The 20459-nt window shown below is 64.8% G+C and carries 24 protein-coding genes and 2 pseudogenes; 19 read left to right on the forward strand and 7 right to left on the reverse strand.

Translation table 11 applies throughout. From position 1 onward, the window contains the following. Positions 1 to 169 precede the first annotated feature (169 nt). From Q4543_RS21200 to Q4543_RS21220, 5 genes are all read right to left on the reverse strand, one after another. Positions 170 to 526: a hypothetical protein gene (locus Q4543_RS21200; RefSeq protein WP_368502176.1), complete on the reverse strand. Its 357-nt coding sequence runs from the start codon at positions 524 to 526 to the stop codon at positions 170 to 172. A 23-nt stretch (positions 527 to 549) separates the two neighbouring features. Continuing rightward, positions 550 to 1881, reverse strand: coding sequence for a recombinase family protein (locus Q4543_RS21205; protein WP_303441616.1), 1332 nt, complete (start codon positions 1879 to 1881; stop codon positions 550 to 552). A 2-nt stretch (positions 1882 to 1883) separates the two neighbouring features. Then, positions 1884 to 2420 carry a DUF2924 domain-containing protein gene (locus tag Q4543_RS21210; RefSeq protein WP_303441618.1) on the reverse strand — a complete coding sequence of 179 codons (537 nt, stop codon included), beginning with the start codon at positions 2418 to 2420 and terminating at the stop codon, positions 1884 to 1886. Between the two features lie 359 nt (positions 2421 to 2779). Next, positions 2780 to 3712, reverse strand: a complete 933-nt coding sequence (locus tag Q4543_RS21215) for an ImmA/IrrE family metallo-endopeptidase (RefSeq protein WP_303441621.1) — start codon at positions 3710 to 3712, stop codon at positions 2780 to 2782. Beyond that, positions 3712 to 4032, reverse strand: coding sequence for a helix-turn-helix domain-containing protein (locus Q4543_RS21220; protein ID WP_074743390.1), 321 nt, complete (start codon positions 4030 to 4032; stop codon positions 3712 to 3714). The genes Q4543_RS21215 and Q4543_RS21220 overlap by 1 nt, the downstream gene beginning before the upstream one ends. A 136-nt stretch (positions 4033 to 4168) precedes the next feature. On the opposite strand from Q4543_RS21220, the gene Q4543_RS21225 reads away from it, so the two are divergent. From Q4543_RS21225 to Q4543_RS21235, 3 genes are read left to right on the forward strand one after another with little or no spacing between them, the layout of a single operon-like run. Then, on the forward strand, positions 4169 to 4408 hold the full coding sequence (locus Q4543_RS21225) for a DUF2188 domain-containing protein (RefSeq protein WP_043869383.1): 240 nt from the start codon (positions 4169 to 4171) through the stop codon (positions 4406 to 4408). A 13-nt stretch (positions 4409 to 4421) separates the two neighbouring features. After that, positions 4422 to 5606 (forward strand): hypothetical protein, encoded by a 1185-nt coding sequence (locus Q4543_RS21230; RefSeq protein ID WP_303441624.1) that lies wholly within the window; start codon positions 4422 to 4424, stop codon positions 5604 to 5606. Further along, the gene (locus tag Q4543_RS21235) at positions 5581 to 6567 is read left to right on the forward strand and encodes a hypothetical protein (RefSeq protein ID WP_303441626.1); all 987 of its coding nucleotides are present in this window, start codon (positions 5581 to 5583) and stop codon (positions 6565 to 6567) included. The genes Q4543_RS21230 and Q4543_RS21235 overlap by 26 nt, the downstream gene beginning before the upstream one ends. Here Q4543_RS21235 and Q4543_RS21240 read toward each other — a convergent pair. Further along, a complete protein-coding gene (locus Q4543_RS21240; RefSeq protein ID WP_303441628.1) occupies positions 6554 to 7591 on the reverse strand; it encodes a nucleotidyl transferase AbiEii/AbiGii toxin family protein in 1038 nt (345 codons plus the stop codon). The two genes, Q4543_RS21235 and Q4543_RS21240, sit on opposite strands and share 14 nt — an antisense overlap. Continuing rightward, the gene (locus tag Q4543_RS21245) at positions 7588 to 8211 is read right to left on the reverse strand and encodes a DUF6088 family protein (RefSeq protein WP_303441629.1); all 624 of its coding nucleotides are present in this window, start codon (positions 8209 to 8211) and stop codon (positions 7588 to 7590) included. Before Q4543_RS21245 ends, Q4543_RS21240 begins: the two co-directional genes overlap by 4 nt. Before the next feature lie 160 nt (positions 8212 to 8371). Between Q4543_RS21245 and Q4543_RS21250 the strand changes: the two genes are divergently transcribed. The 16 genes and pseudogenes from Q4543_RS21250 (at position 8372) to Q4543_RS21325 (ending at position 20349) form a co-directional block, all read left to right on the forward strand. Further along, the gene (locus Q4543_RS21250) at positions 8372 to 8581 is read left to right on the forward strand and encodes an AlpA family transcriptional regulator (RefSeq protein WP_043869387.1); all 210 of its coding nucleotides are present in this window, start codon (positions 8372 to 8374) and stop codon (positions 8579 to 8581) included. A gap of 11 nt (positions 8582 to 8592) precedes the next feature. Continuing rightward, on the forward strand, positions 8593 to 9078 hold the full coding sequence (locus tag Q4543_RS21255; RefSeq protein WP_303441636.1) for a hypothetical protein: 486 nt from the start codon (positions 8593 to 8595) through the stop codon (positions 9076 to 9078). Further along, entirely contained in the window at positions 9078 to 9824 is a 747-nt protein-coding gene (locus Q4543_RS21260) for an ATP-binding protein (RefSeq protein ID WP_154491241.1), read from the forward strand. Before Q4543_RS21255 ends, Q4543_RS21260 begins: the two co-directional genes overlap by 1 nt. 19 nt (positions 9825 to 9843) lie before the next feature. Further along, on the forward strand, positions 9844 to 10344 hold the full coding sequence (locus Q4543_RS21265) for a DUF669 domain-containing protein (protein WP_303441639.1): 501 nt from the start codon (positions 9844 to 9846) through the stop codon (positions 10342 to 10344). Between the two features lie 64 nt (positions 10345 to 10408). Then, positions 10409 to 10771, forward strand: a complete 363-nt coding sequence (locus Q4543_RS21270; RefSeq protein ID WP_303441640.1) for a hypothetical protein — start codon at positions 10409 to 10411, stop codon at positions 10769 to 10771. Further along, positions 10771 to 11715 (forward strand): PD-(D/E)XK nuclease family protein, encoded by a 945-nt coding sequence (locus tag Q4543_RS21275; RefSeq protein WP_303441641.1) that lies wholly within the window; start codon positions 10771 to 10773, stop codon positions 11713 to 11715. Before Q4543_RS21270 ends, Q4543_RS21275 begins: the two co-directional genes overlap by 1 nt. Further along, a complete protein-coding gene (locus Q4543_RS21280; RefSeq protein ID WP_303441643.1) occupies positions 11709 to 13445 on the forward strand; it encodes a DEAD/DEAH box helicase in 1737 nt (578 codons plus the stop codon). The genes Q4543_RS21275 and Q4543_RS21280 overlap by 7 nt, the downstream gene beginning before the upstream one ends. Next, complete coding sequence (locus tag Q4543_RS21285; protein ID WP_113901574.1) at positions 13442 to 13666, forward strand: DUF6511 domain-containing protein; 225 nt, start codon at positions 13442 to 13444, stop codon at positions 13664 to 13666. Before Q4543_RS21280 ends, Q4543_RS21285 begins: the two co-directional genes overlap by 4 nt. Further along, positions 13666 to 15939, forward strand: coding sequence for a PriCT-2 domain-containing protein (locus Q4543_RS21290; protein ID WP_303441647.1), 2274 nt, complete (start codon positions 13666 to 13668; stop codon positions 15937 to 15939). Before Q4543_RS21285 ends, Q4543_RS21290 begins: the two co-directional genes overlap by 1 nt. A 390-nt stretch (positions 15940 to 16329) precedes the next feature. Further along, positions 16330 to 16818: a crossover junction endodeoxyribonuclease RuvC gene (locus Q4543_RS21295; RefSeq protein ID WP_303441649.1), complete on the forward strand. Its 489-nt coding sequence runs from the start codon at positions 16330 to 16332 to the stop codon at positions 16816 to 16818. Then, complete coding sequence (locus tag Q4543_RS21300; RefSeq protein WP_303441650.1) at positions 16815 to 17012, forward strand: hypothetical protein; 198 nt, start codon at positions 16815 to 16817, stop codon at positions 17010 to 17012. The genes Q4543_RS21295 and Q4543_RS21300 overlap by 4 nt, the downstream gene beginning before the upstream one ends. Next, positions 17005 to 17391, forward strand: coding sequence for a DUF6362 family protein (locus Q4543_RS21305; protein ID WP_126156057.1), 387 nt, complete (start codon positions 17005 to 17007; stop codon positions 17389 to 17391). Before Q4543_RS21300 ends, Q4543_RS21305 begins: the two co-directional genes overlap by 8 nt. Before the next feature lie 370 nt (positions 17392 to 17761). After that, a pseudogene (locus tag Q4543_RS21310) lies at positions 17762 to 18987 on the forward strand (DNA modification methylase). Positions 18988 to 18990: 3 nt separating this feature from the next. Further along, positions 18991 to 19500 (forward strand): annotated as a pseudogene (locus Q4543_RS21315) (DNA cytosine methyltransferase); the annotation flags it as partial. A 202-nt stretch (positions 19501 to 19702) separates the two neighbouring features. Further along, entirely contained in the window at positions 19703 to 20101 is a 399-nt protein-coding gene (locus Q4543_RS21320; RefSeq protein WP_303441654.1) for a hypothetical protein, read from the forward strand. Then, the gene (locus Q4543_RS21325) at positions 20098 to 20349 is read left to right on the forward strand and encodes a hypothetical protein (protein ID WP_303441652.1); all 252 of its coding nucleotides are present in this window, start codon (positions 20098 to 20100) and stop codon (positions 20347 to 20349) included. The genes Q4543_RS21320 and Q4543_RS21325 overlap by 4 nt, the downstream gene beginning before the upstream one ends. Positions 20350 to 20459: the final 110 nt, after the last annotated feature.

The following is a 20459-nucleotide window of genomic DNA, read 5'->3' on the forward strand; positions in this document are numbered from 1 at the left end:
CGAACTTCCCTCAGAACCGATCTTGCCATGAAAAGGGCAGACCGCCGAGGGTTTATGTGATCATCCGGGATGGAACAACTACATGACGCCATACAGTTCTCGTGTGGCTCCGCAGAGGCGTTCCTAGTGATGGGTCTGGGAATGCGGGCGCGGCTGCCAACTATTCGGGTCAGCGAAACGCCCGCTCAGCCTGCTCCTGCCATGTCTCCCCGGCCAGAAAGCACAGGTCGTAGAGGCTGACCGCCGATGCTTCGCGGCCGCAGGTCAGGCGTTTGAGGACCTCCGGCGCCAGATAGGCGAGGCGCAGCTGGCGGCTGACATGGCGTTCGGCCAGACCGACGGCTTCGGCCAGTTCCTGGATCGTCGCGAACTCGCCTGCCTCCATGCGCCGCCGCCAACCCCATGCCCGGCCGATTGCGCGCAGGATGTGCGGGTCCTGCGTCTGATCCTCGCTTGGGCTGTAATTGGGGGGCGGCATGATTTTCGGCCGCCCGTTCTTCCTGCGCAGCTTCAGGGGGATCAGCACGCGGATCGTGTCTTTGCTTCGGGTCATTCGGCGGCCTCCATATCGCGCGGCGCGATCATCTCGCGGATGACGCCCGCGACGCCTTCGCGGCGGATGTCGACCTCTAGCCCGGCGGCGGTGACGGTGACGCGCCGGACCAGAAGCTGGATGATCCGCGCCTGCTCAAGCGGAAACAGCTGGGCCCAGAGCGTGTTGAAATCATGCAGCGCCGCGATGGCCTCGGCCTCGGATACCTGATCGCGCTTCAGCGCCGCCAGCACCTGCGTGACGACCTCGGGCGTCTGCAGAATGCGCCGGACCTCGGTGACGATGGCGTCCTCGACCATACCGGCAGGCAGGCGCACCGGTGCTTGGTCGCCGCCGCAGTCATCCTCCGTCGTGCGGTTCTTGATCACGTCCATCGACACGTAATAGCGGTAGAGCTTGCCGCGTTTCTTGGTCGCGGTCGGGGTCATGGCCGCGCCGGTATCGGTGAAGATCAGGCCCTTCAGCGGCGCGGGCGTCTGCATGCGGCTGTTGCTGGACCGCGTGTGGCGGTTGCCCTGCAGGATCGCGTCGACCTGATCCCAGACCTTGTCGGTGACGATGGCCTCGTGCTCGCCCGGATAGGCCTTGCCCTTGTGGACGGCCTCGCCGCGATAGACGCGATTGCGGAGCACCCGATAAAGGTAGCCCTTGTCGATCAGCGTGCCCTGCTTGCTGCGAAACCCCTCCCGCCGCAGCTCCTTCGCCAGCATCGTGGCCGAGCCAAGTTCGGCGAACCGCTCGTAAATCCGGCGCACCGAGGCGGCCTCGGTCTCGTTGATCACCAGCTTGCGGTCCTGCACATCGTAGCCGAGCGGCACATAGCCCCCCATCCAGATCCCGCGCTTGCGCGAGGCGGCAACCTTGTCGCGGATGCGCTCTCCGATGACCTCGCGTTCGAACTGGGCGAAGCTGAGCAGGATGTTCAGCGTCAGCCGCCCCATCGAAGTGGTCGTGTTGAAGGACTGCGTGACCGAGACGAAGGTGACGCCGTTGCGGTCGAAGACCTCTACCAGTTTCGAGAAATCCATCAGGGCGCGGCTGAGCCGGTCGATCTTGTAGACCACGACCACGTCGATCAGTCCGTCGTCGATGTCGGCGAGCAGCTGCTTCAGGCCGGGCCGGTCCAGATTGCCGCCCGAGAAGCCGCCATCGTCGTAGCGGTCGCGGGTGGCGACCCAGCCCTCGGATTTCTGGCTGGCGATATAGGCCTCGCAGGCCTCCCGCTGGGCGTCGAGGCTGTTGAACTCCATGTCGAGCCCTTCCTCACTCGACTTCCGGGTGTAGATGGCGCAGCGCAGGCGGCGGCCGGGGCGCGTGTTCATGTCCATGGTCAAACCTCCCGCGGTCGGACCTGTAGCCCGAAGAAGCGATAGCCGTTCCAGCGCACGCCGGTGATCTCACGGGCAATCCCCGAGAGCGATTTGTATTTGCGGCCCTGCCACTCAAAACCGTCCTTCAGCACGGTGATGGTGTGCTCGACCCCGTTCCATTCCCGGATCAGCCGCGTGCCTGCCACCGGATTGCGGGGATCCGCGATCTGGTTCTTGCGGCGGGAGACGCCCTCGACCTCGTCGGCGAGCAGGTCCAGCATGCGGCGGGTCTCGTGGTCGGGGCCGCCATAGGTCAGTTCCTGCAGGCGATAGGCGATGCGGGCCTCAAGAAAGGCGCGGCTGTTGTTCGGTGCGGCGCTGCCGAGGAGCCGTTCCCATTCGGTCTTCAGCTCTTTCACCGACATGGCCTTGAGCGCGGCGATGCGCGACAGGATGCTTTGGTCCAGGCGCGCGTCCTGCCCGGGTTTGGGCGGCGTTATCTTACTGTGATGCTTCATCAATTCCTCCGATGCGGATGCGTTTCCTGCGACGACCACCGCTCTTTCGGGGCGAGTAGTCCACGGAACTGTCTCCGTTGGCGGGCGATAAAGAACTGGACTTCCCGGCAGTCAGGCGAACGACGCCCGCGGCGAGAATGCGACCCAGCTCGGCAAGCCGGGCATCAGGGGACATGCGTTCAGGGCATAGAGGATTGGGCCCGGAAACCGGGTCTTCGGGGGGAATGGGCATGGCGGGTTTTCGCGACTGTTGTTATAGGCGAAATGTGTCGCGAAATCAGAAAAATATCAAGTAAATCAGTTTATTACGGAATTATTCGGTCGCTGCGCACCGTGGCGAAAATCTGCGTAGCTGATATGTTCCCACGCCGACCTTTCTGTCGGGCGGATGCGCCGAATCAACTCGTCCACCCGTCCATGAACTTGTCGTAGCTGTCGAGGATCGGCTCCTCCTCGAAGTCCCGACCATAGACGGCGTCGTCGAATTGCAGGATGGTCAGGGACAAGTCCAAGAACTCGGACACCATCGCCAATTCCCGCACTGGCTCGGACCCACGGCTGAAATTCCAGACGCCTGCCGGTCGTTGAACCGGCCGGTCCGAAACAAATCCCCTTTCGTCGGCGCCGAGGGCCGCCAGCGCATCGTCAGGGATCTGCATGCCCGATCGCACGAAGATCCCGCTCTTGAGAGCGGATTTGCTGGCACGCCCCCACCTTGCGAAACCGTCGCGCGCGACGATCATGACGGCCCGCCGGTCGGTGAAATCGATCCACTTCCGGCAGGCGGCCAGCAGCGAAACGCCGTAGCGATCAGTGATGTGGTTCAGAAGGTCGACGGTCATTTCTTCCCCGTTCACCTGCTCACGGTAGTCATCGAGCGGCATCAGCAGGTAGGAGGCGAAAGTGTCCGCCTCTTCCTCGCGTTGCCGTTCTGCCTCCTGCCAGGCATTCGGCAGCAGCGGTTTGCATTGAAAATCGCAATCGCGCTGGAGGGTTCCGCTCTTGTAATCCCGGTCGGACAGGACCGGACGATGAAGTTGGTAGTGACCGAACTCATGCGCGATGGTGAAGCGAACGCGGCCGCGATACCGGGGGTCGTCGTTATAGACGATGTGCCATTCCGGGCGCTTTCGGTGCGGTCGGAGCATTCCCTCGAACCCCGGGAGCTCGCCACCCACGATTTTCCCGATCGGGTCCGCGTTGTTGCGGGAGACTTCTCGCGCCAAGGCTTCGACGTCGACCGGAAAGCGGTCTTCGCCCAGAACATGCCGGAGCATGATCGAGAGCCGGTTTGCCTCTTGCTGGGGAGATTTCTGCTTTCCGCTCGTCATCAATCGTCGTCCAAAGCATCCAGGATGCGTCGCAGGCGTTCTTTCTCTGGCGCCGCCATCTTCTTGTATTTCCGGAAGAAAGCTATGTCCTCGGCGTTTTCCTCTTCTTTTTCACCGTCACCGGCCAATAAGTACTCGACTGTGGTGTCGAGCGCGGTGGCGATCATGGCCAGCTTCTCGGCCGAGGGACGAACGACTTCCTTGTTCTCTATTTCCCACATGTAGCTCTTGCTGGAGCCGACCCGCTCGGCGAGTCCCTCCAGGGTCAATCCGCGCTTTCGCCTCTGCTCGCGAACGCGCTCCCCTAGTGGTGTTGGCACGGCAATACCCTTTTCGTTGGTGGTTCGTTTTTACGAACTTCTAGTCCTTGACACGCCATACGCGCAATCCCTATCTTCTGCGCAGGTTCGCTACTACGAACTTTGATTCCCGTTGAAACAAGACCAGGAGGCCAGAATGGCTGTTGGAAAGAACCCGGGCACGCATCACGTCGTGCCGAATGCAGAAGGCGGCTGGGATGTCCGCCGCGGTGGTGCGGCGCGCTCGAGCGGGCACTTTGATACCAAGCAGGACGCCGTCCAGCGTGCTCGCGAAATCAGCCGCAATGCGGATACCGAACTGAAGATCCACAATCGTGACGGACGGATCGCGCAGTCGGACTCGCACGGCAACGACCCCCGCAACATCAAGGGCTGAGGAGATGTAAGACATGGCGTCGGTGACCAACTTCATCCGCAATACCCCGCTCGCGTCGCTGCGCGACTATTTCACTGCGGCCGGGATCGAGTTTCCGACGCCCGTAAACTGGGATGCGCCTGAGCCGGAGGTCGTCCGGCCGCTGCTTCAAGCGGTGGACCAGATGGATGACGAAGCGCGAGGCCGCGTCATCAACGATGGTGAGCGCGTTGGCGCCATGGCCGATGTCGCGGGTCAGACGGCGCTCTACAGTGTTGTCGACGACCGGGAAGCCCTCGATGAGCTCGAAAATGGACATGCCCGCGCCATGTGGCTGTTCATCAACGATCTGAACCGGTTTCGCCATGCGGAAGCGGTCCGTTTCACCGATGAGCGCCGCCGCGGGCGGAGCTGGGACGGCTTCATCTGCGAAGCGAACCTGAACCTCCGCCGCGACGAGCTCGCGCTCAACGCGTTCAAGGCGGCCCTGTGCCAGAGGTTCGCGTCGCGGAATTTTCATGTCGACATTTTCGAGCGCGTCCGTCCGACCTTCGAAGGTGAGGACTGCGATCTGGTTCAGATCACGGTTTACCGCGAGGGTCTGCCGGACGATCAGTTCGCTTTCGACGAGGGCGAATTGGTGCGCCGCGCCTATCGGCCCGTCTTCGAGGCCGCGATGACCTATGAGCCCGCCTCCGGGGTCATCGAAGTCGTTGCCAATGATCGGGAGAGCCGCGCGGAGATGGCGCAGTATCTGGCCCGCGACCTGCTCGGCGTGGAATTCCGGGACGAGAAGGTGCCCATGCGGCGCTATGATCTCGCGGTGCTGCTTGCGCCCCATGCGTTCCCGACAGACATCGAGGACGGGATCGAGCGGGTGGAAGTCCGGCAGCTCAGGCTCATGCCGATCGATGCCGTGGGTGAGCGCGTGACGCTGGAGGCGATGAGCAAGGCTGAACGCGACATCTGGACGATGGCGGAGGCTCGGCTTGGCCCCGACAATCCCCTCACCGGCGGCTGGGTGGCGACGCAGGCGAAGCTCGTGATCAAGTTCCAGCCCAAGCCTGGGGCTCGGCGTGGTCGCACGCTGCCCCTGACCATCACCATGCCGCATGGCTGCAATCTCAAGGATCAGACGGAAGAGGAGCAGCTGATCGGCGAGAAGTATCTGCGCCGGTGGGGAGTTGTGGTCGATGACCCGATCCTCATCGACGATTGACGAACGGTCTGCCCGGCTTTTCGTCAGCATCGTAGAGACGAAAAGCGCGCGCATCGCCGGGGCCGTCCTTCACGACTATCACGCGGCCAGCGCCACTCCTTTGATCGGCGCTGGTCTCTTGGTGCCGGACGCTCCGGTTCCAGTTGCCACCTCTCTGGTTGACCATGAGGACGAGCCAGTAAATCTGGAATGGTCGCCAGAGCAGCGCGCCTACGGGTATTTCAGCCCGGCAGCGGGATGGGTAACCGTCGACAGCGAACGCCTTCAGGTATTCCGGCTCGATGCCAACGCGTTCCTTGGTCGGCTGACATCTCGCCTTGACTTGCCGCGCTCCGCCCGTCCGGCAGAACGCATTCCGGGCCATCTATGGGAGTTGGGCGACGTCAGACTGTCCGGGCGCGGTGCCCGTGTCCCAATCTGGTATGCGAGACGGCTCACGGATCGCGAGACCTGGCAGCAGGTCGTCAACTATCTCGGGGGGCATCCGCCCGCAGATTTCAGGGTGGTGGTGACCACCTCGGCGACCCGTGGTCTCGCTGAAGCGGACCTTTCCCGGCATCAGTGCATCGCGCTGGGGCATCTGGAACTTAGCGGTGCGGCGCTGGTCATCGAGCCAACGTATCTTGCCGCCCAGCTGAAGGCCGGCGCGGCGACCCATGCAGGGGATCCCGTGCGCCACGCCGCTGGGTTCCGTCATTTCTGGGTGGGGAAACGGGAGTTCAAGTTTGGTGGCGACAAGAGGCGGCAAATTGTCGAGTACCTCTTCAACGCATGGGACGGTGGCAAGGAGAGCGTCAGCACCGAAGTCATGTTTGCCGATCTTGAATTCGATGTCTCAAGCCGCATGCGGGATATCTTCAAGGGCCACCCCGATTGGCGCGATCTGATCGAGACGACGGGGGGATCCTGTCGGCTTCGCATCAGGGAGCTTCTGGAAGCCGAAAGTCCTAACGCCGGTTGATTGCGTCCTCGGCCAACTGAAGTTGTGCCATGATCCAGTCGAAAGGCGGTGCCTCGCCGAGCATCATGCCCTGCATCGCCGCATAGTCTTCCTCGATTGCTACGCGCAATTCGGCGGCTGGCACGACGTAGATCGAGCCTGGCGTGGCCTCTTCGAATTTCTTCCATGCCTGCCTGAAAGCGATGAGGTTGTGTTCGCGCACGGCCGCAAGCAGTCCTTCGTCGGCCAGGGCAGCGCGCCCAATCTGCGTGCCGGTGATCATGGCGACGTCATAGTAGTGGCGGGAAATCCTGTCGCTGTCGGCAGGCACCCGTCCTTCGTCACGATGACCGCAGAAAGCGCCGTGCAAAATCAGAAGTTTCTCCAGGTAGGTGCGCTGCGGGGCGATGACATGGACGTTGTCGACTGCGAACGACCACCCATCGGGCAGTTCCTCTGCGATATAGGGAGTCACGCTGGCGGTCTCGTTGGGATCGAGCGCCGAGCGTGCGCCCGCTTCGAGTTTCACGCGTGGCAGGACGTAGGAGATCTCGGCACTTGGATAGAGCGTCGGGTACTCGATCAGCAGAGTTTGCTGATCGCCGTCTTCATCGTCGGGCGCGATGCTGCAACGCGCATCGAGCAGCGGCTTCAGTGCTTCAGCCAGTTCACCGCGAATATAGGAGCTGCAGGCGTTCTTCAGGTCATCGAACAGGGCTTTGCGCTTCTTCTTCGAAATACCCTCGGGGTTCGTCGGGTCGCGCTCGGCCGCGAAGCCAAGGCCATCCCGATAAACGACAAGATCGATGTCCTCCGAGAAGCGGCGGATGAGCCCATAGGCCTTGGATAACGCCGTGCCACCCTTGAACAGGAGTTGCGGGTGGCCGTCAGGCAAGCGTTTGTAGAGCACGTCCAGCACGAAGCAGACCCGGAAATCCTTCTCGACATAGCTTGGAAGCGTGTCGAGGCGGTCAGCTGCCGCCTCGAATACGTCCTTCTGGTCGCGAGCTGGAAGCGCGAGGAAGCGCATGTAGCTCTCGCTCATGGTGTGACGATCTGCGGGTCGACAAGGCTATGTGCGATGGGCGCTGCCCAGCTCGGCAGGCTGCCGCTGTTACGAACGAGATCCTTTTTCACGGCGTCTGGCAGCTTGCGCTTGAGCGTGGTCGCAACCCGTATGTCCAAAGCTGCTTGGGGTCCGAGCCAGCGCAGCGCCTGCGCGACTGGCGCGGAGGTTTTACCCGCCCATGCCATCACACTCGGACCTGCATGCCGCAGCCGCACGGTCCGATTGCCGATTTTCACGTCCCGCGTCGCCCCGTCCGTCACATAGCTTGTCTTCGCGGGGACAGCATTGGTCAGGCCCAGCTGGTTCGCTGCGGCGATGCCATCGGGCATGATGCGAACACTGTCGCGCCGCGCGAGGGCTGCAACCGCCTTGTCCATATCGACCGGTGCGGGCCGCTTCAGGACGCCACTGGTACGGGGAAGATCGTAAAGCCCACGGCCGACACGACGGAGATCGCCACTCTTTGCCAGGCGCGACAACGCCTGATCGATAGCCGCACGGCTACCGAGGTCGAGGAAGTCCTTGGGGGTGCAAACCCACTTCCCGCGTCCCTTCGAACGAAGGCGCTTCATGATTCTATCAGAAATACCAGTCATCTGAGCGGTCCTCGTAGGCTTTTCGTTGTCAGAAACATAGAGGATTTTTCTGACCAAATCAATTCCTCCCCGAATGCACCCCTTTCGCCTCCCTCAGCCCTCCCACGCCCTCCGCCATGTTGAACCCGCAAGTGTTCGCAGAAATCCCAAGGAGGTTCACATGGCGACCAGGCACCTTTCCCAGATCGAGCTGGCGGCTCGCTGGAACATTTCACACCGCACGCTGGAGCGCTGGCGGTGGACGGGCGAAGGCCCGAAATTCATCAAGCTCGGCGGCCGGGTGATCTACCGGCTCGAGGATGTCGAGGCCTTCGAGGCCGAGCAGATCCGCGGCGTGGACCACGAACCCCATCGTCCGATGTCGGCGTGAGGGGGCGGAACATGACGATCTCCAACCACATCACCCTGGCCGATATCCACCGCATGCCGGTGGGCCAGATCGCGGCGCTGCCCGCCGATCAGCTCGCACTGTTGAAAGGCGCGGCGGAGGAGCAACTGACGCAGGCGAAGTCGGTCGCGGATTGGCTCGACGGAGCCATCTCCCTCAAATACTCGGACCGTGCCCGGGACACCCGCCAGGAGGCGGGCAAGGACACCGGCACGATACGGTTCGAGGATGGCGGCGTCACCGTGATCGCCGAACTGCCCCAGCGCATCGACTGGGATCAGGCGTTGCTGGCGCAGATCGCTGAAAACATCGCCTCGGCGGGCGAGGACCCGGCGGAGTTCATCGAGACCAAGCTGTCGGTGTCCGAGCGCAAATACGGCGCCTTGCCGGAAAGCTGGCGCAAGGGCTTCGAGCCCGCGCGCACGGTCCGCACCGGCAAGCCGAAGTTCCGCCTCGTGCTGAACGAGGAGGTGCGCTGATGGCCATTTCGCTCGCGTCCCTGCGCACGACCTCGGTGCTGACCCCGCCGCGCATCCTGATCCACGGTGTGGCCGGGGTGGGCAAATCGACCTTCGCGGCCGATGCCGACCGGCCCGTCTTCCTCATGACCGAGGATGGCCTGGGCAAGCTGCAGGTCCCGCATTTCCCGCTCGCGACCAGCTATGCGGAGGTGGCCGAGGCGCTTGATGCGCTCTCGAACGAGGACCATGATTTCGGCACGGTCGTCGTCGACAGCGTCGACTGGCTGGAGCCGCTGATCTGGGCCGAGGCTTGCAAGCGCAACGGCTGGGCCTCTATCGAGGCGCCGGGGTTTGGCAAGGGCTATGCCGAGGCGCTGACCATCTGGCGCGAATATCTCGACCGGCTCAACGCGCTGCGCGACCGCAAGGGCATGGTGGTCATCCAGATCGCCCATACCGACATCAAGCGTTTCGACAGCCCCGAGCACGAACCCTACGACCGCTATGTGATCAAGCTGCAGACCCGCGCCTCGGCGCTGCTGCAGGAACATTCGGACGTCGTGCTCTTCGCCAACTATCAGATCTCGGTCGCGAAATCCGATGTCGGCTTCAACAAGAAGGTGACCCGGGCGCTCGGGTCGGGTGCGCGCGTCATGCACACCGAGGAGCGCCCCGCCTTCCTCGCCAAGAACCGTTACGGCCTGCCGGACACCCTGCCGCTGATGTGGTCGGAGTTCCTCGCGGCCATGCCCCAATCCCAATGAACTGAACAAGGACAAGACCATGGCACGTTTCGACACGTCCTTCGACGCCACCAGCGTCGAGCCCACCACCGCCTACGAGCTGCTGCCCGCTGGCAAATACCGCGCCCAGATCGTCGAGAGCGAGATGCGCGTCACCAAGAACGGCATGGGCCAGTTCCTCTGGCTGATGCTCGACATCCTCGAGGGCGAGCACAAGGGCCGGAAGATCTTCGACCAACTGAACCTGGTGAACCCGAACCCGACCACGGTGGAAATCGCGCAGCGCACGCTCTCGGCGATCTGCCACGCCACGGGCCGGATGCATGTCAGCGACAGCGAGGAGCTGCACCTGATCCCGATGCCGATCCAGGTGAAGATCCGTCCGCCGAAGAACGGCTACGGCGAGAGCAACGCGATTGCCTATCTGCCGCCCGAGCGGGGTTCGGCCCCGGCCGCCCGCCCGGCAAAGCCCGCGCCCGATCCGGCCGGCTCTTCGGTGCCGCCGAAAATGGCCTCCGCGCCCTGGAACAAGAAGGGCTGAGCCTTCGCGCTGCCCTGCGCCGTGACTGACGGGGCAGCGCGCAACCCCATCTGAGGAAACTCCCATGACTGACATGACCAACGTGGCCCCCGTGGCCGTGAACAGCCCCGGCTTGCCTGAAGACCAGCGGCGGCTGATCGAGCTCGACGATGCCATCGCCAAGATCCGCACGCAGATCGCGACCGCCGATCTGGCCCGCCAGCGCGGCCAGAAGCCGATCGATCCGGACTGGTTCCACCGGGCCCGCACGGCGCTCCGCCACCTGTGCCGCGAGCGCGCGGAACTCTTGGCCCAAGGCACCGGCCGCCGTCGCCGCGAAAAGCTCAAGGACGCGCTGATCGGCATCCTGCGCGAGCGCCATGACCCCGAGACCTGGGATAGCATTCTGGCAGAGGCGCAGGCCCGCACCGAACGGGAGGCACTGTGATGGCAGAGCTTCCCGAAACCCCCACGCCGACGCTGACTGCGATCTATGCCGATTACGAGGCCCGGCAGGGCGATGGTTTCCGCGATCACCTCGGGGCGTCGATCATCGGTAAATCCTGCGCCCGGGCGCTCTGGTACGATTTCCGCTGGATCACGCCCGCGCGCCATTCCGGCCGTCTGCTGCGCCTTTTCGAGACTGGGCAGTTGGAAGAGGACCGGCTCGTGCGCAACCTGCGTGCCACCGGGGCGACCGTGCTCGAGGTCGATCCCGAGACCGGCCGCCAGTTCCGGGTCGAGGCCCATGGCGGCCATTTCGGCGGCTCGCTCGACGGCGTTGCCCTCGGGCTCTTGGAAGCGCCGAAGACCTGGCATGTGCTGGAATTCAAGACCCATTCGGTCAAGAGCTTCAATGAGTTGACCGCCAAGGGTGTCGTTCTGGCGAAGCCCCAGCACGCCGCGCAGATGCAGATCTATATGCACCTGACCGGCATCACGCGCGCGCTCTACGTCGCGGTCTGCAAGGACACCGACGCGCTGCATGTCGAGCGCATCGAGGCGGATCGCGCCTTGGCCGAGCGTCTTCTGGAAAAGGCCGGGCGCATCATCTTCGCCCAGCATCCGCCCGCGCGAATCAGCGAGGACCCGGCCTGGTTTGAATGCCGGTTCTGCGATCACCATTCGGCCTGCCATGACGGTGGTGGCGCGGCGGTGACCTGCCGGTCCTGCCTGCATGCGACGCCGGTCGACGGTGGTTGGCACTGTGCGCGTCACGACCGGATGCCGGCGCCTTCCGAGCAACGCACGGCCTGCGGCCGCCATCTCTTCATCCCCGACCTCATCCCGGGCGAGGTCATCGATGCGGGCGACGATGTCGTCACCTACCGCATGGCCGATGGCTCGACCTGGACCAATGACGCCCGTTCCCCGGAGGCCGCGCCATGCTGACCCTGCGCCCTTATCAACAGGCCGCGATCACCGCGATCTACGGCTATTTCCAGACCGACACCGGCAATCCGCTGGTGATCATTCCGACCGCGGGCGGCAAGTCGCTCGTCATGGCGTCCTTCATCGAAGGCGTGCTGAGGGCCTGGCCCGATCAGCGCATCCTGATCGTGACCCATGTCCGCGAGCTGATCGCCCAGAACCATGCCGAGATGATCGGCCTCTGGCCCGATGCCCCGGCGGGCATCTATTCGGCGGGCCTCGGCAAGCGCGAGGCGCAGGCGCGGATCCTCTTCGCGGGCATCCAGTCGATCCACCGTCGCGCGGCCGAGATCGGCCACACCGATCTGGTTCTGATCGACGAGGCGCATCTGATCCCCGGCAAATCGAGCACGATGTATCGGCGCTTCCTCGACGCGCTGAAGGCGATCAACCCGGCGCTCAAGGTGATCGGGCTGACCGCCACGCCGTTCCGGCTCGACTGCGGGATGCTGCATGAGGGGCAGAACGCGCTCTTCACCGACATCGCCTATGAGGCCCCGGTGCGCGAGTTGATCGATGCGGGGTATCTGAGCCCTCTGGTCTCGAAGCAGCCCGCGACCAGGCTCGACGTCTCGAAGGTGGGCACCCGCGCGGGCGATTTCATCGCGCGCGATCTGGCGGCGGCGGTTGATCAGGACGCCATCACCCGCGCGGCCGTCGCCGAGATCATCGAGCATGGCCGCGACCGCAAATCCTGGCTGGCCTTCTGTTCGGGCGTCGAGCATGCGCGCCATGTGGCCGAGGAGTTTGGCCGCCAGGGTATCAGCTGCCGCACGATCTTCGGCGACACGCCGAAGGACGAGCGCGATGCGATCCTTGCCGCCTTCAAGCGCGGCGAAATCCGGGCGCTGGCCTCGATGGGCGTGCTGACCACCGGCTTCAACGCGCCTGGTGTCGACCTGATCGCGCTGTTGCGCCCGACGCAATCCGCCGGGCTCTATGTGCAGATGGTCGGGCGCGGCTCCCGCCTTGCGCCGGGCAAGGAGAACTGCCTGGTGCTGGACTTCGCGGGCAATGTCCGTCGCCACGGACCAATTGATCTGGTGCGGCCCAAACGCCCCGGTGATGGCGGCGCGGGCGAGGCACCGACCAAGGTCTGCCCGGACTGCGACAGCATCATCGCGCTCTCGGCGACTGAATGCCCGGATTGCGGCTATGTCTTCCCGGCGCGCGAGGTGAAGATCGCCCCGACGGCCGCCACGCTGCCGGTGCTTTCGCCGAAGCAACAATGGCTCCCGGTCACGGGCGTTGCCTACAGCCGTCACGACAAGGCGGGCGGCCGTCCGTCGCTCAAGGTGACCTATAGCTGCGGCCTTGCCACCTACAGCGAATGGGTCTGCCTCGAGCATCAGGGCTATGCCCGCCAGAAGGCGGCCGAGTGGTGGCGCAAGCGCGCGCCCGGCAGCCCTGTGCCGCTGAGCGTGGCCGAGGCCCTCGCGCAGACGAGCCGCCTTGCGCGCCCCTGCGACATCTCGGTCCGCCCCTCGGGCCGCTATCTTGAGATCTCCGGTTACAGGTTTGCCCCATGCGCCCATCCGACCCCGGCCTCTGCGCCGTCTGCCACCGGGAACCTCGCGGGTTTGGCTGGTTCGAACCGGGGTTCCGGCGCACCGACCCGCGGCGTGACGCCAGCCGCAAGCGGCTCTGCAGCCGTGCCTGTCAGGACCTCTGCCATGGGAGGAAGGGCATGATCGATCCGACCCCGAATGAGACCGAGGCCATGGCCACGGGCGGCCAAATGGGCGGCGAATATCTGGAAGCCATCGGCAAGTCCGACCTCGCGACCCTGTCCGAGGAGGAATGGGCCCGGTTTCTCGATGCCGTCGTCACCGGCTATTGCGACCATCTGCGCGCGCTGGCGGCGAAGGATCGCAGCCGGCTCGACGCGATGGCGCCGGAGGTGCCGTTCTGATGGCAAACACGTCCTGGATGGCGCGCTTCGGCGCGCGGCTCGTCACCAATGGCTATGCCATCCTGCCGATCGGCCCGAGCACCAAGAAGCCCGGCCGGTTCCAGCGCGGCGGCTGGGCCGATTACCCGGAATGGAACCGCCATGCCGAACGCCCGACCACGGAGGTCGAGGTCGCGACCTGGGCTGCCTGGCCCGATTGCGGCATCGGCATCGTCGGCGGTGCGGTGGCGGCGGTCGATATCGACATCGCAACGGACGCCGAACTGGCATTGCAGATCGAGGCACTGGCGCGGACGCGCCTTGGCGACACGCCCGCGCTGCGCATCGGCCGCGCCCCGAAGCGCATGCTGGTCTATCGCACGGCCGCACCGTTTCGGGGCATCAAACGCCATCCGCTCGAGGTGCTCTGCCTCGGGCAGCAGGTTCTGGCCTATGCCGACCACCCCGACACCGGCGCACCCTATGTCTGGCCCGACGAGGGGCTGGCCGATCTCGATATCAGCGACCTTCCCGAAATCACGGCGGAAGCGGCGACGACCTTTCTGGATGAAGCCTATGCGATCCTGCCCGAGGCGCTGCGCCAGCGCGGGCTGCGATCGGCAACACCGGCCACACTGCTGCGCAACCACGGGCAGATCGGCACCTTGCCCGCCATCCGGTCGGCGCTCGACTGGCTGCCGAATGACGAGCTCGATTACGACAGCTGGATGCGCATCGGCATGGCGTTAAAGGGCGCGCTTGGCGATGCGGGCGGCGAGGTCTTTGCCACCTGGTCGGCTCAGGCGGCCAAGGATGTGCCCGCGACAACGGCCCGCGCTTGGGCGAGCTTCAAGCCCGATCGGATCGGCGCAGGCACAATCTACCACCTCGCAATGGAGCGCGGCTGGCAGCCCGACGCCGCCTTGCGCCTCGATGGCAGCCTCGATCCGGACGGCGCGCATCCGGCCGCCGATCTGCTGGCCCGGCTGGAGGGGAGCGCGCCAATCATCACCGACCCGGAAAAGCCCACCTTCAGCCTGACCATTCCCGACGGTCTTGTCGGCGAGTTGACCGGCTACATGCTGGCCACCGCGCGCCGCCCACAGCCGCTTCTGTCGCTCGGGGCCAGCCTCTGCGCCATCGGCGCGCTGATGGGGCGGCGGTATCGCACGACCAGCAACCTGCGTTCGAACCTCTATGTCGTGGGGATCGCGGACAGCGGCTCGGGCAAGAACCACGCCCGAGAGATCATCAACGAGGTCTTCTTCGAGGCGGGCCTCGCCCACCACCTCGGCGGCAACAAGATCGCCTCCGGGGCCGGGCTCTTGACCGCGCTTCACCGCCAGCCCGCCATTCTGTTCCAGATCGACGAATTCGGGATGTTCCTCTCGGCCGCCGCCGACCGCAAACGCAGCCCGCGCCATATCACCGAGATCCTCGACAACATGACCGAACTCTTCACGGCCGCGGGCGGCATCTTCCTCGGGGCGGAATATGCGAACCGCGACGGCACCAATGAGCGGCGCGACATCAACCAGCCCTGCCTTTGCGTCTATGGCACCACGACGCCCCTGCATTTCTGGGGCGCGCTGCAGGGTGCGAATGTGGTCGACGGCTCGCTCGCGCGCTTTCTGATCCTGCCGAGTGATGAGGATTATCCCGACGAGAACCTCGCCGTGGGCATCCGGCAGGCGCCGCCCGCGCTGATCCAGGCGCTCCAGCTGGTCGCGAGCGGCGGCGGGGCCGTGAAGGGCAACCTGACCGGCAAGACCGCCGATCAGAACACCGCCGTGAACTCGATGACCGTGCCGATGTCCGACGCGGCGCGCGCCCGGTTTGCCGACCTCAGCGACACTCTGACCGAGGAGCTGCGGGCAGCGGCCGGCACCGCCTTTACCGCCATCCTCGCCCGCATCGGAGAGAACGCGCTGAAGCTGGCGCTGATCGTGGCCGTCGGGCGCGATCCCGTGCGTCCCGAGATCGACATCACCACGGCGGACTGGGCCATCGGCTTCGTGCGCCATTACGCGCGGTGCACCATGGAGGCGGTCGAACGCCATGTGGCGGACACAGAGACCGAGGCGCATCTGAAGCGGCTGAAGGAGATCGTCCGCGCGGCCGGGCCCAAGGGGATCACCAAGTCCGAGATCACCCGGGCCTCCCAATGGCTGAAATCGCGCGACCGCGACGAAATCCTGCTGACGCTCATCGAGAGCGGCGACATCACCACCGGCATGCGCGGCTCCTCGACCAAGCAGGCCATGGTCTACCGGATGGCGCGGTGGGGCGGGTGACCGGAGATCCTTCAAGCCGCCTGAAGCGGCCCTTGAAGCCGAACTACCTCCAAGCAGCAGAAACGAAAGGGAAAAACCGAATCCTTCAAATCCTTCAATCTTTCAAGAGGACCCCTTATCCCTATACGTGTACGCGCGCGGTTTAACATTGGGAGAGAGATACCCATTGAAATATTGAATAATTGAAGGATTATATATTACACATACAGGACAACCACTTAGGGGCGAAAATCCTTCAAGACGCCCCTCTGAAGGTTCTGAAGGATTTGCCGGGCGGCCGAGCCGTCCAGCCCATGAACTGACCAGACCACCCTTCGGGGCCTGGCGAGACCGCAGCCTTCACCGGCCAGCCCGCTCGCCTCGCTCACAAACACGAAGAGGAGGTCTCTCATGACCCAATCCAACGAACATCCACGCTGCATCCTGGCGCTCGATCTCGGCACCAACACCGGCTGGGCCCTGCGCAGCCACGACGGGCTGATCACCAGCGGCACCGCCAGCTTCCGGCCCGGGCGCTATGACGGCGGTGGCATGCGCTATCTGCGTTTTACCAACTGGCTGACCGAACTGGACCGTCTCTCGGGGCCCATCGCGGCCATCTGGTTCGAGGAGGTCCGCCGCCATGCCGGAACCGACGCGGCCCATGTCTATGGCGGGCTGATGGCCTCGCTCACCAGCTGGGGCGAGCTGCGGGGCATTCCTTACGAGGGCGTGCCGGTGGGCACGATCAAGCGCCACGCCACCGGCAAGGGCAACGCGCCCAAGCAGGCAATGATCGATGCGGCCCGCGCGAAGGGCTTCAGCCCCGAGGACGACAACGAGGCCGATGCCATCGCGATCCTGCTCTGGGCCCTCGATGCCCGGGGAGGTGCGGCATGAGGTTCCATCCCAAGGGCTATGGCGGCCAGCGCCGCTCGCCTGATGAGGTGAAGCGCGACGGCTGGCGCGAACAGGGTTTGCTGGCAGTCAGCGTGGATGACACGCGCCTGACCTGGCCCGAGCGTGAACTCGTCGAGCAGCTGGGCACGCGGCTCTATGGTCCGCGCCCGGCGGAGGATCTGCGCCATGGCTGAGCATATCTGGACCGCCGAGGACGTCGCCGATCACTTCGAGGAGGCGTTCCGCACCCTGCGCAAGCTGCCGCCCGTGAAGGTGCAGGGCTATTTCAACGCCTGGCCGCAGGTCATCCGCACCGAGCGCGAGATCCTCGCCATGGAGCCCGAACCGATGCGGGTCTGGCCCTCGGCCGCCGCGATCTCGCGGCTCGAGCAGACCTTCGACTGGGTGCTCTGGCTTGGCGAGAGTGAACGCCGCCTGATCTGGTGGCGCGCCGCCCGTCGGCCGTGGAAGCAGATCACCCATGAGCTGGGCGTCGACCGCAGCACCGCATGGCGCCAGCACAAGCTCGCTCTCACCAAGATCGCCGCGCGGTTGAATGCTGCGCGAGCATGAAGTGTTGCAACACTTTGGTCTTCGACAGCTGCAACATATCCGTGCTATCTGAAGGATATGATGGGGAGAGTGCGTCGGAAGACGGCTCTCCCCGTTTCCGTTCGCGCGGACCGGCGACAGCAGGGCCGCAGCGGAGCGCATTTCCCTGAAATCGGCGGGTCCTTCCCGGCGTCCATCCTATACGGGCGGGCGAAGCGCGAGGGTTTCCCAGTGACACCCCGAAAAACACCCGTTTCGTTTCGCTTGGGCCCATGCGGCAGCACGCGAAGGGCCTGACGGCCGGAAACCCCATCCCTGAACCGAAACGGTCCCGCGGGGGCATTTCGGTTCACGCCCCCATTTCGCCGCCCGGCACCCCAAGGACATTCCCATGGACGTCGTCGACCTGCCGCTCGAGCAGATCATCCCCTATGCGCGCAATCCCCGGCGCAACGAGCAGGCCATCGCCACGGTCGCGGCCTCGATCCAGGAGTTCGGCTGGCGTCAGCCCATCGTCGTGGACGAGGCGATGGTCGTGCTGGCCGGGCACACCCGGCTGGAGGCGGCGCGCAAGCTCGGCTTCAAGACCGCGCCGGTGCATGTCGCCAAAGGGCTGACCGACTCGCAAGCCCGCGCATTCCGGATCATGGACAACCGTTCCGGCGAAAATGCCGAATGGGACAAGGACCTCTTGAACCCCAACTGGCGGACCTGCTGGAGGCAGATTACGACCTCGACCTGACCGGCTTCACCGAGGACGAGGTGAACGCGCTGATGTCGAGCCTTGATGCGGGCACCGGTCCGCAGGAAGGCGAAGACGAAATCCCGGAAACCCCGGAGGAGCCCGTCAGCCGCCCCGGCGACCTCTGGCTCCTCGGAAATCACAGGCTCCTCTGCGGCGACAGCACGGTCGCCACCGATGTCGAGCGGTTGCTCGGCCCTGTGCAGCCGCTGCTGATGGTCACCGATCCGCCCTACGGCGTCGAGTATGACCCGGGCTGGCGCAACCAGGCGGGGGCGGCCAAGACCAAGCGCACCGGCAAGGTGCTGAACGATGATCGGGCGGACTGGCGCGAGGCCTGGGCATTGTTCCCGGGCGATGTCGCCTATGTCTGGCATGGCGCGCTGCACGCGGCGACCGTGGCGGAAAGCCTCGAAGTCGCGGGCTTCACCATCCGCTCCCAGATCATCTGGGCCAAGGAGCGGCTGGTCTTGAGCCGGGGCGATTATCACTGGCAGCACGAGCCCGCCTGGTATGCCGTCCGAAAGTCCGGCAAGGGCCATTGGGCGGGCGACCGCAAGCAGACGACGCTCTGGCATATCTCGAGCAAGGATCAGGACGAAAAGACCGTCCACGGCACCCAGAAGCCCGTGGAATGCATGCGCCGGCCGATCCTCAACAATTCGAGCCCGGGTCAGGCGATCTACGAGCCATTCATGGGATCGGGCACCACGCTGATCGCGGCCGAGACCACGGGCCGGGTCTGCCTCGGTATCGAGCTGAACCCGGCCTATGTCGATGTGGCCGTCCAGCGCTGGCAGAAATTCACCGGGAAGCAGGCCGTCCTCGATGGGGATGGAACGCCCTACGACGATCTCAAGACCAAAGACCGCTGAGGGATGGATGACCTGGCTTTATCTTCCGCAGGCCTGCCTGACGGAACAGGCGACGCATGCCTTTTCGGCCTCTCGCTCTGTTCCGGCGCCGGTGGCATCGACCTCGGGCTCACCATCGCCTTGCCCAAATATCGAACTGTGGGCCATGTCGAACGGGAAACCTTCGCTGCAGCCACTCTCGTGGCGCGGATGGAAGACGCGGCCCTGGATCGCGCGCCTGTCTGGGACGACGTTGCCACGTTCGACGGCCGCCCATGGCGCGGCGCGGTGGACATCGTCACTGCGGGCTATCCGTGCCAGCCGTTCTCAGTCGCGGGAAAGCGCCGGGGCGCGGACGATCCGCGCCACCTCTGGCCGCATGTCGCGCGGATCATCGGCGAGGCCGAGCCGCCCTTCGTCTTCCTCGAGAATGTCGCCCATCATCTCCGCCTCGGCTTCCCCGAAGTCGCCAGCGGATTGGTTGGCATGGGCTACAAGCTTGCGGCAGGCCTCTTCACGGCGGCGGAAGTCGGCGCGCCCCACAAGCGCGAACGGCTCTTCATCCTCGCCATCCGCGAGGGCGACGAGTTGGCCGACCCCGCGCGCCTGCTCTGGCACCCGGTCGAGTGGCGGGAACCGGACAGAGCTGCTGCGGCTCTGGCCGACGCCAAGGGCCAGCGCCAACGAGAACCGGCAGACGAAGCCGACGCCCTCGCAGGTAGCGGGCCAGCACGGGATGAACTTGGCGACCACGGCCGCGCTCTGGCCGACGCCGATGGCGAACGACGGCTGCAAGCCGAGCGCGGGCAACCGCCGCTCGGCCGACCTGACCCATTCGGCGGGGATGTGGATGACGCCGACGGCGCGGGATCACAAGGACGGGGCGACCAGCCTTGCCAACACCCCGGTGAACGGCCTGCTTGGCCGCCAGGTCCTGGTGACGCCGATGGCTGGGAGCGATACCGCCGAGCCGCGCCGGACCTTGAACCCGCTGTTCGTCGAGGCGCTGATGGGCTGGCCCACCGGGTGGACCGGCTTCGGCTCTGTGGCAACGGCGTGGTCCCACTGGTTGTGGCGCATGCGCTGCGAACTCTGGCGGCTGAATTGCTGGCCGATGGATGAGGTCGCGGCATGAAGCAGTCCCGCCTCATGTCGTTGGTCGAGGCCGTCGCCAACGTGATCGTTGGCTACGGCGTCGCGGTCGTGACGCAGATCCTGATCTTCCCTATTTTCGGGCTGCACACGACACTGGCGCAGAACCTGAAGATGGGCGCGGTCTTCACCGTGGTCAGCATCGCGCGGTCCTTCGCCCTGCGGAGGATGTTCGAGGCGATCCGACTTGCTGGCGAGAAGGACTGCCACCATCGAGGCGATCACGCCTAAACGGTTTCAAAGTTGCCGCCAACGCACTCAGATTGAGCTACCCCCCGAAATTCGGACACTGACATAAGCTATGATTTGCAGTCTGCTGATCTTCGACGAGAAGGAGATCA

Source organism: Salipiger sp. 1_MG-2023, assembly GCF_030547555.1.
Lineage (GTDB): Bacteria > Pseudomonadota > Alphaproteobacteria > Rhodobacterales > Rhodobacteraceae > Salipiger.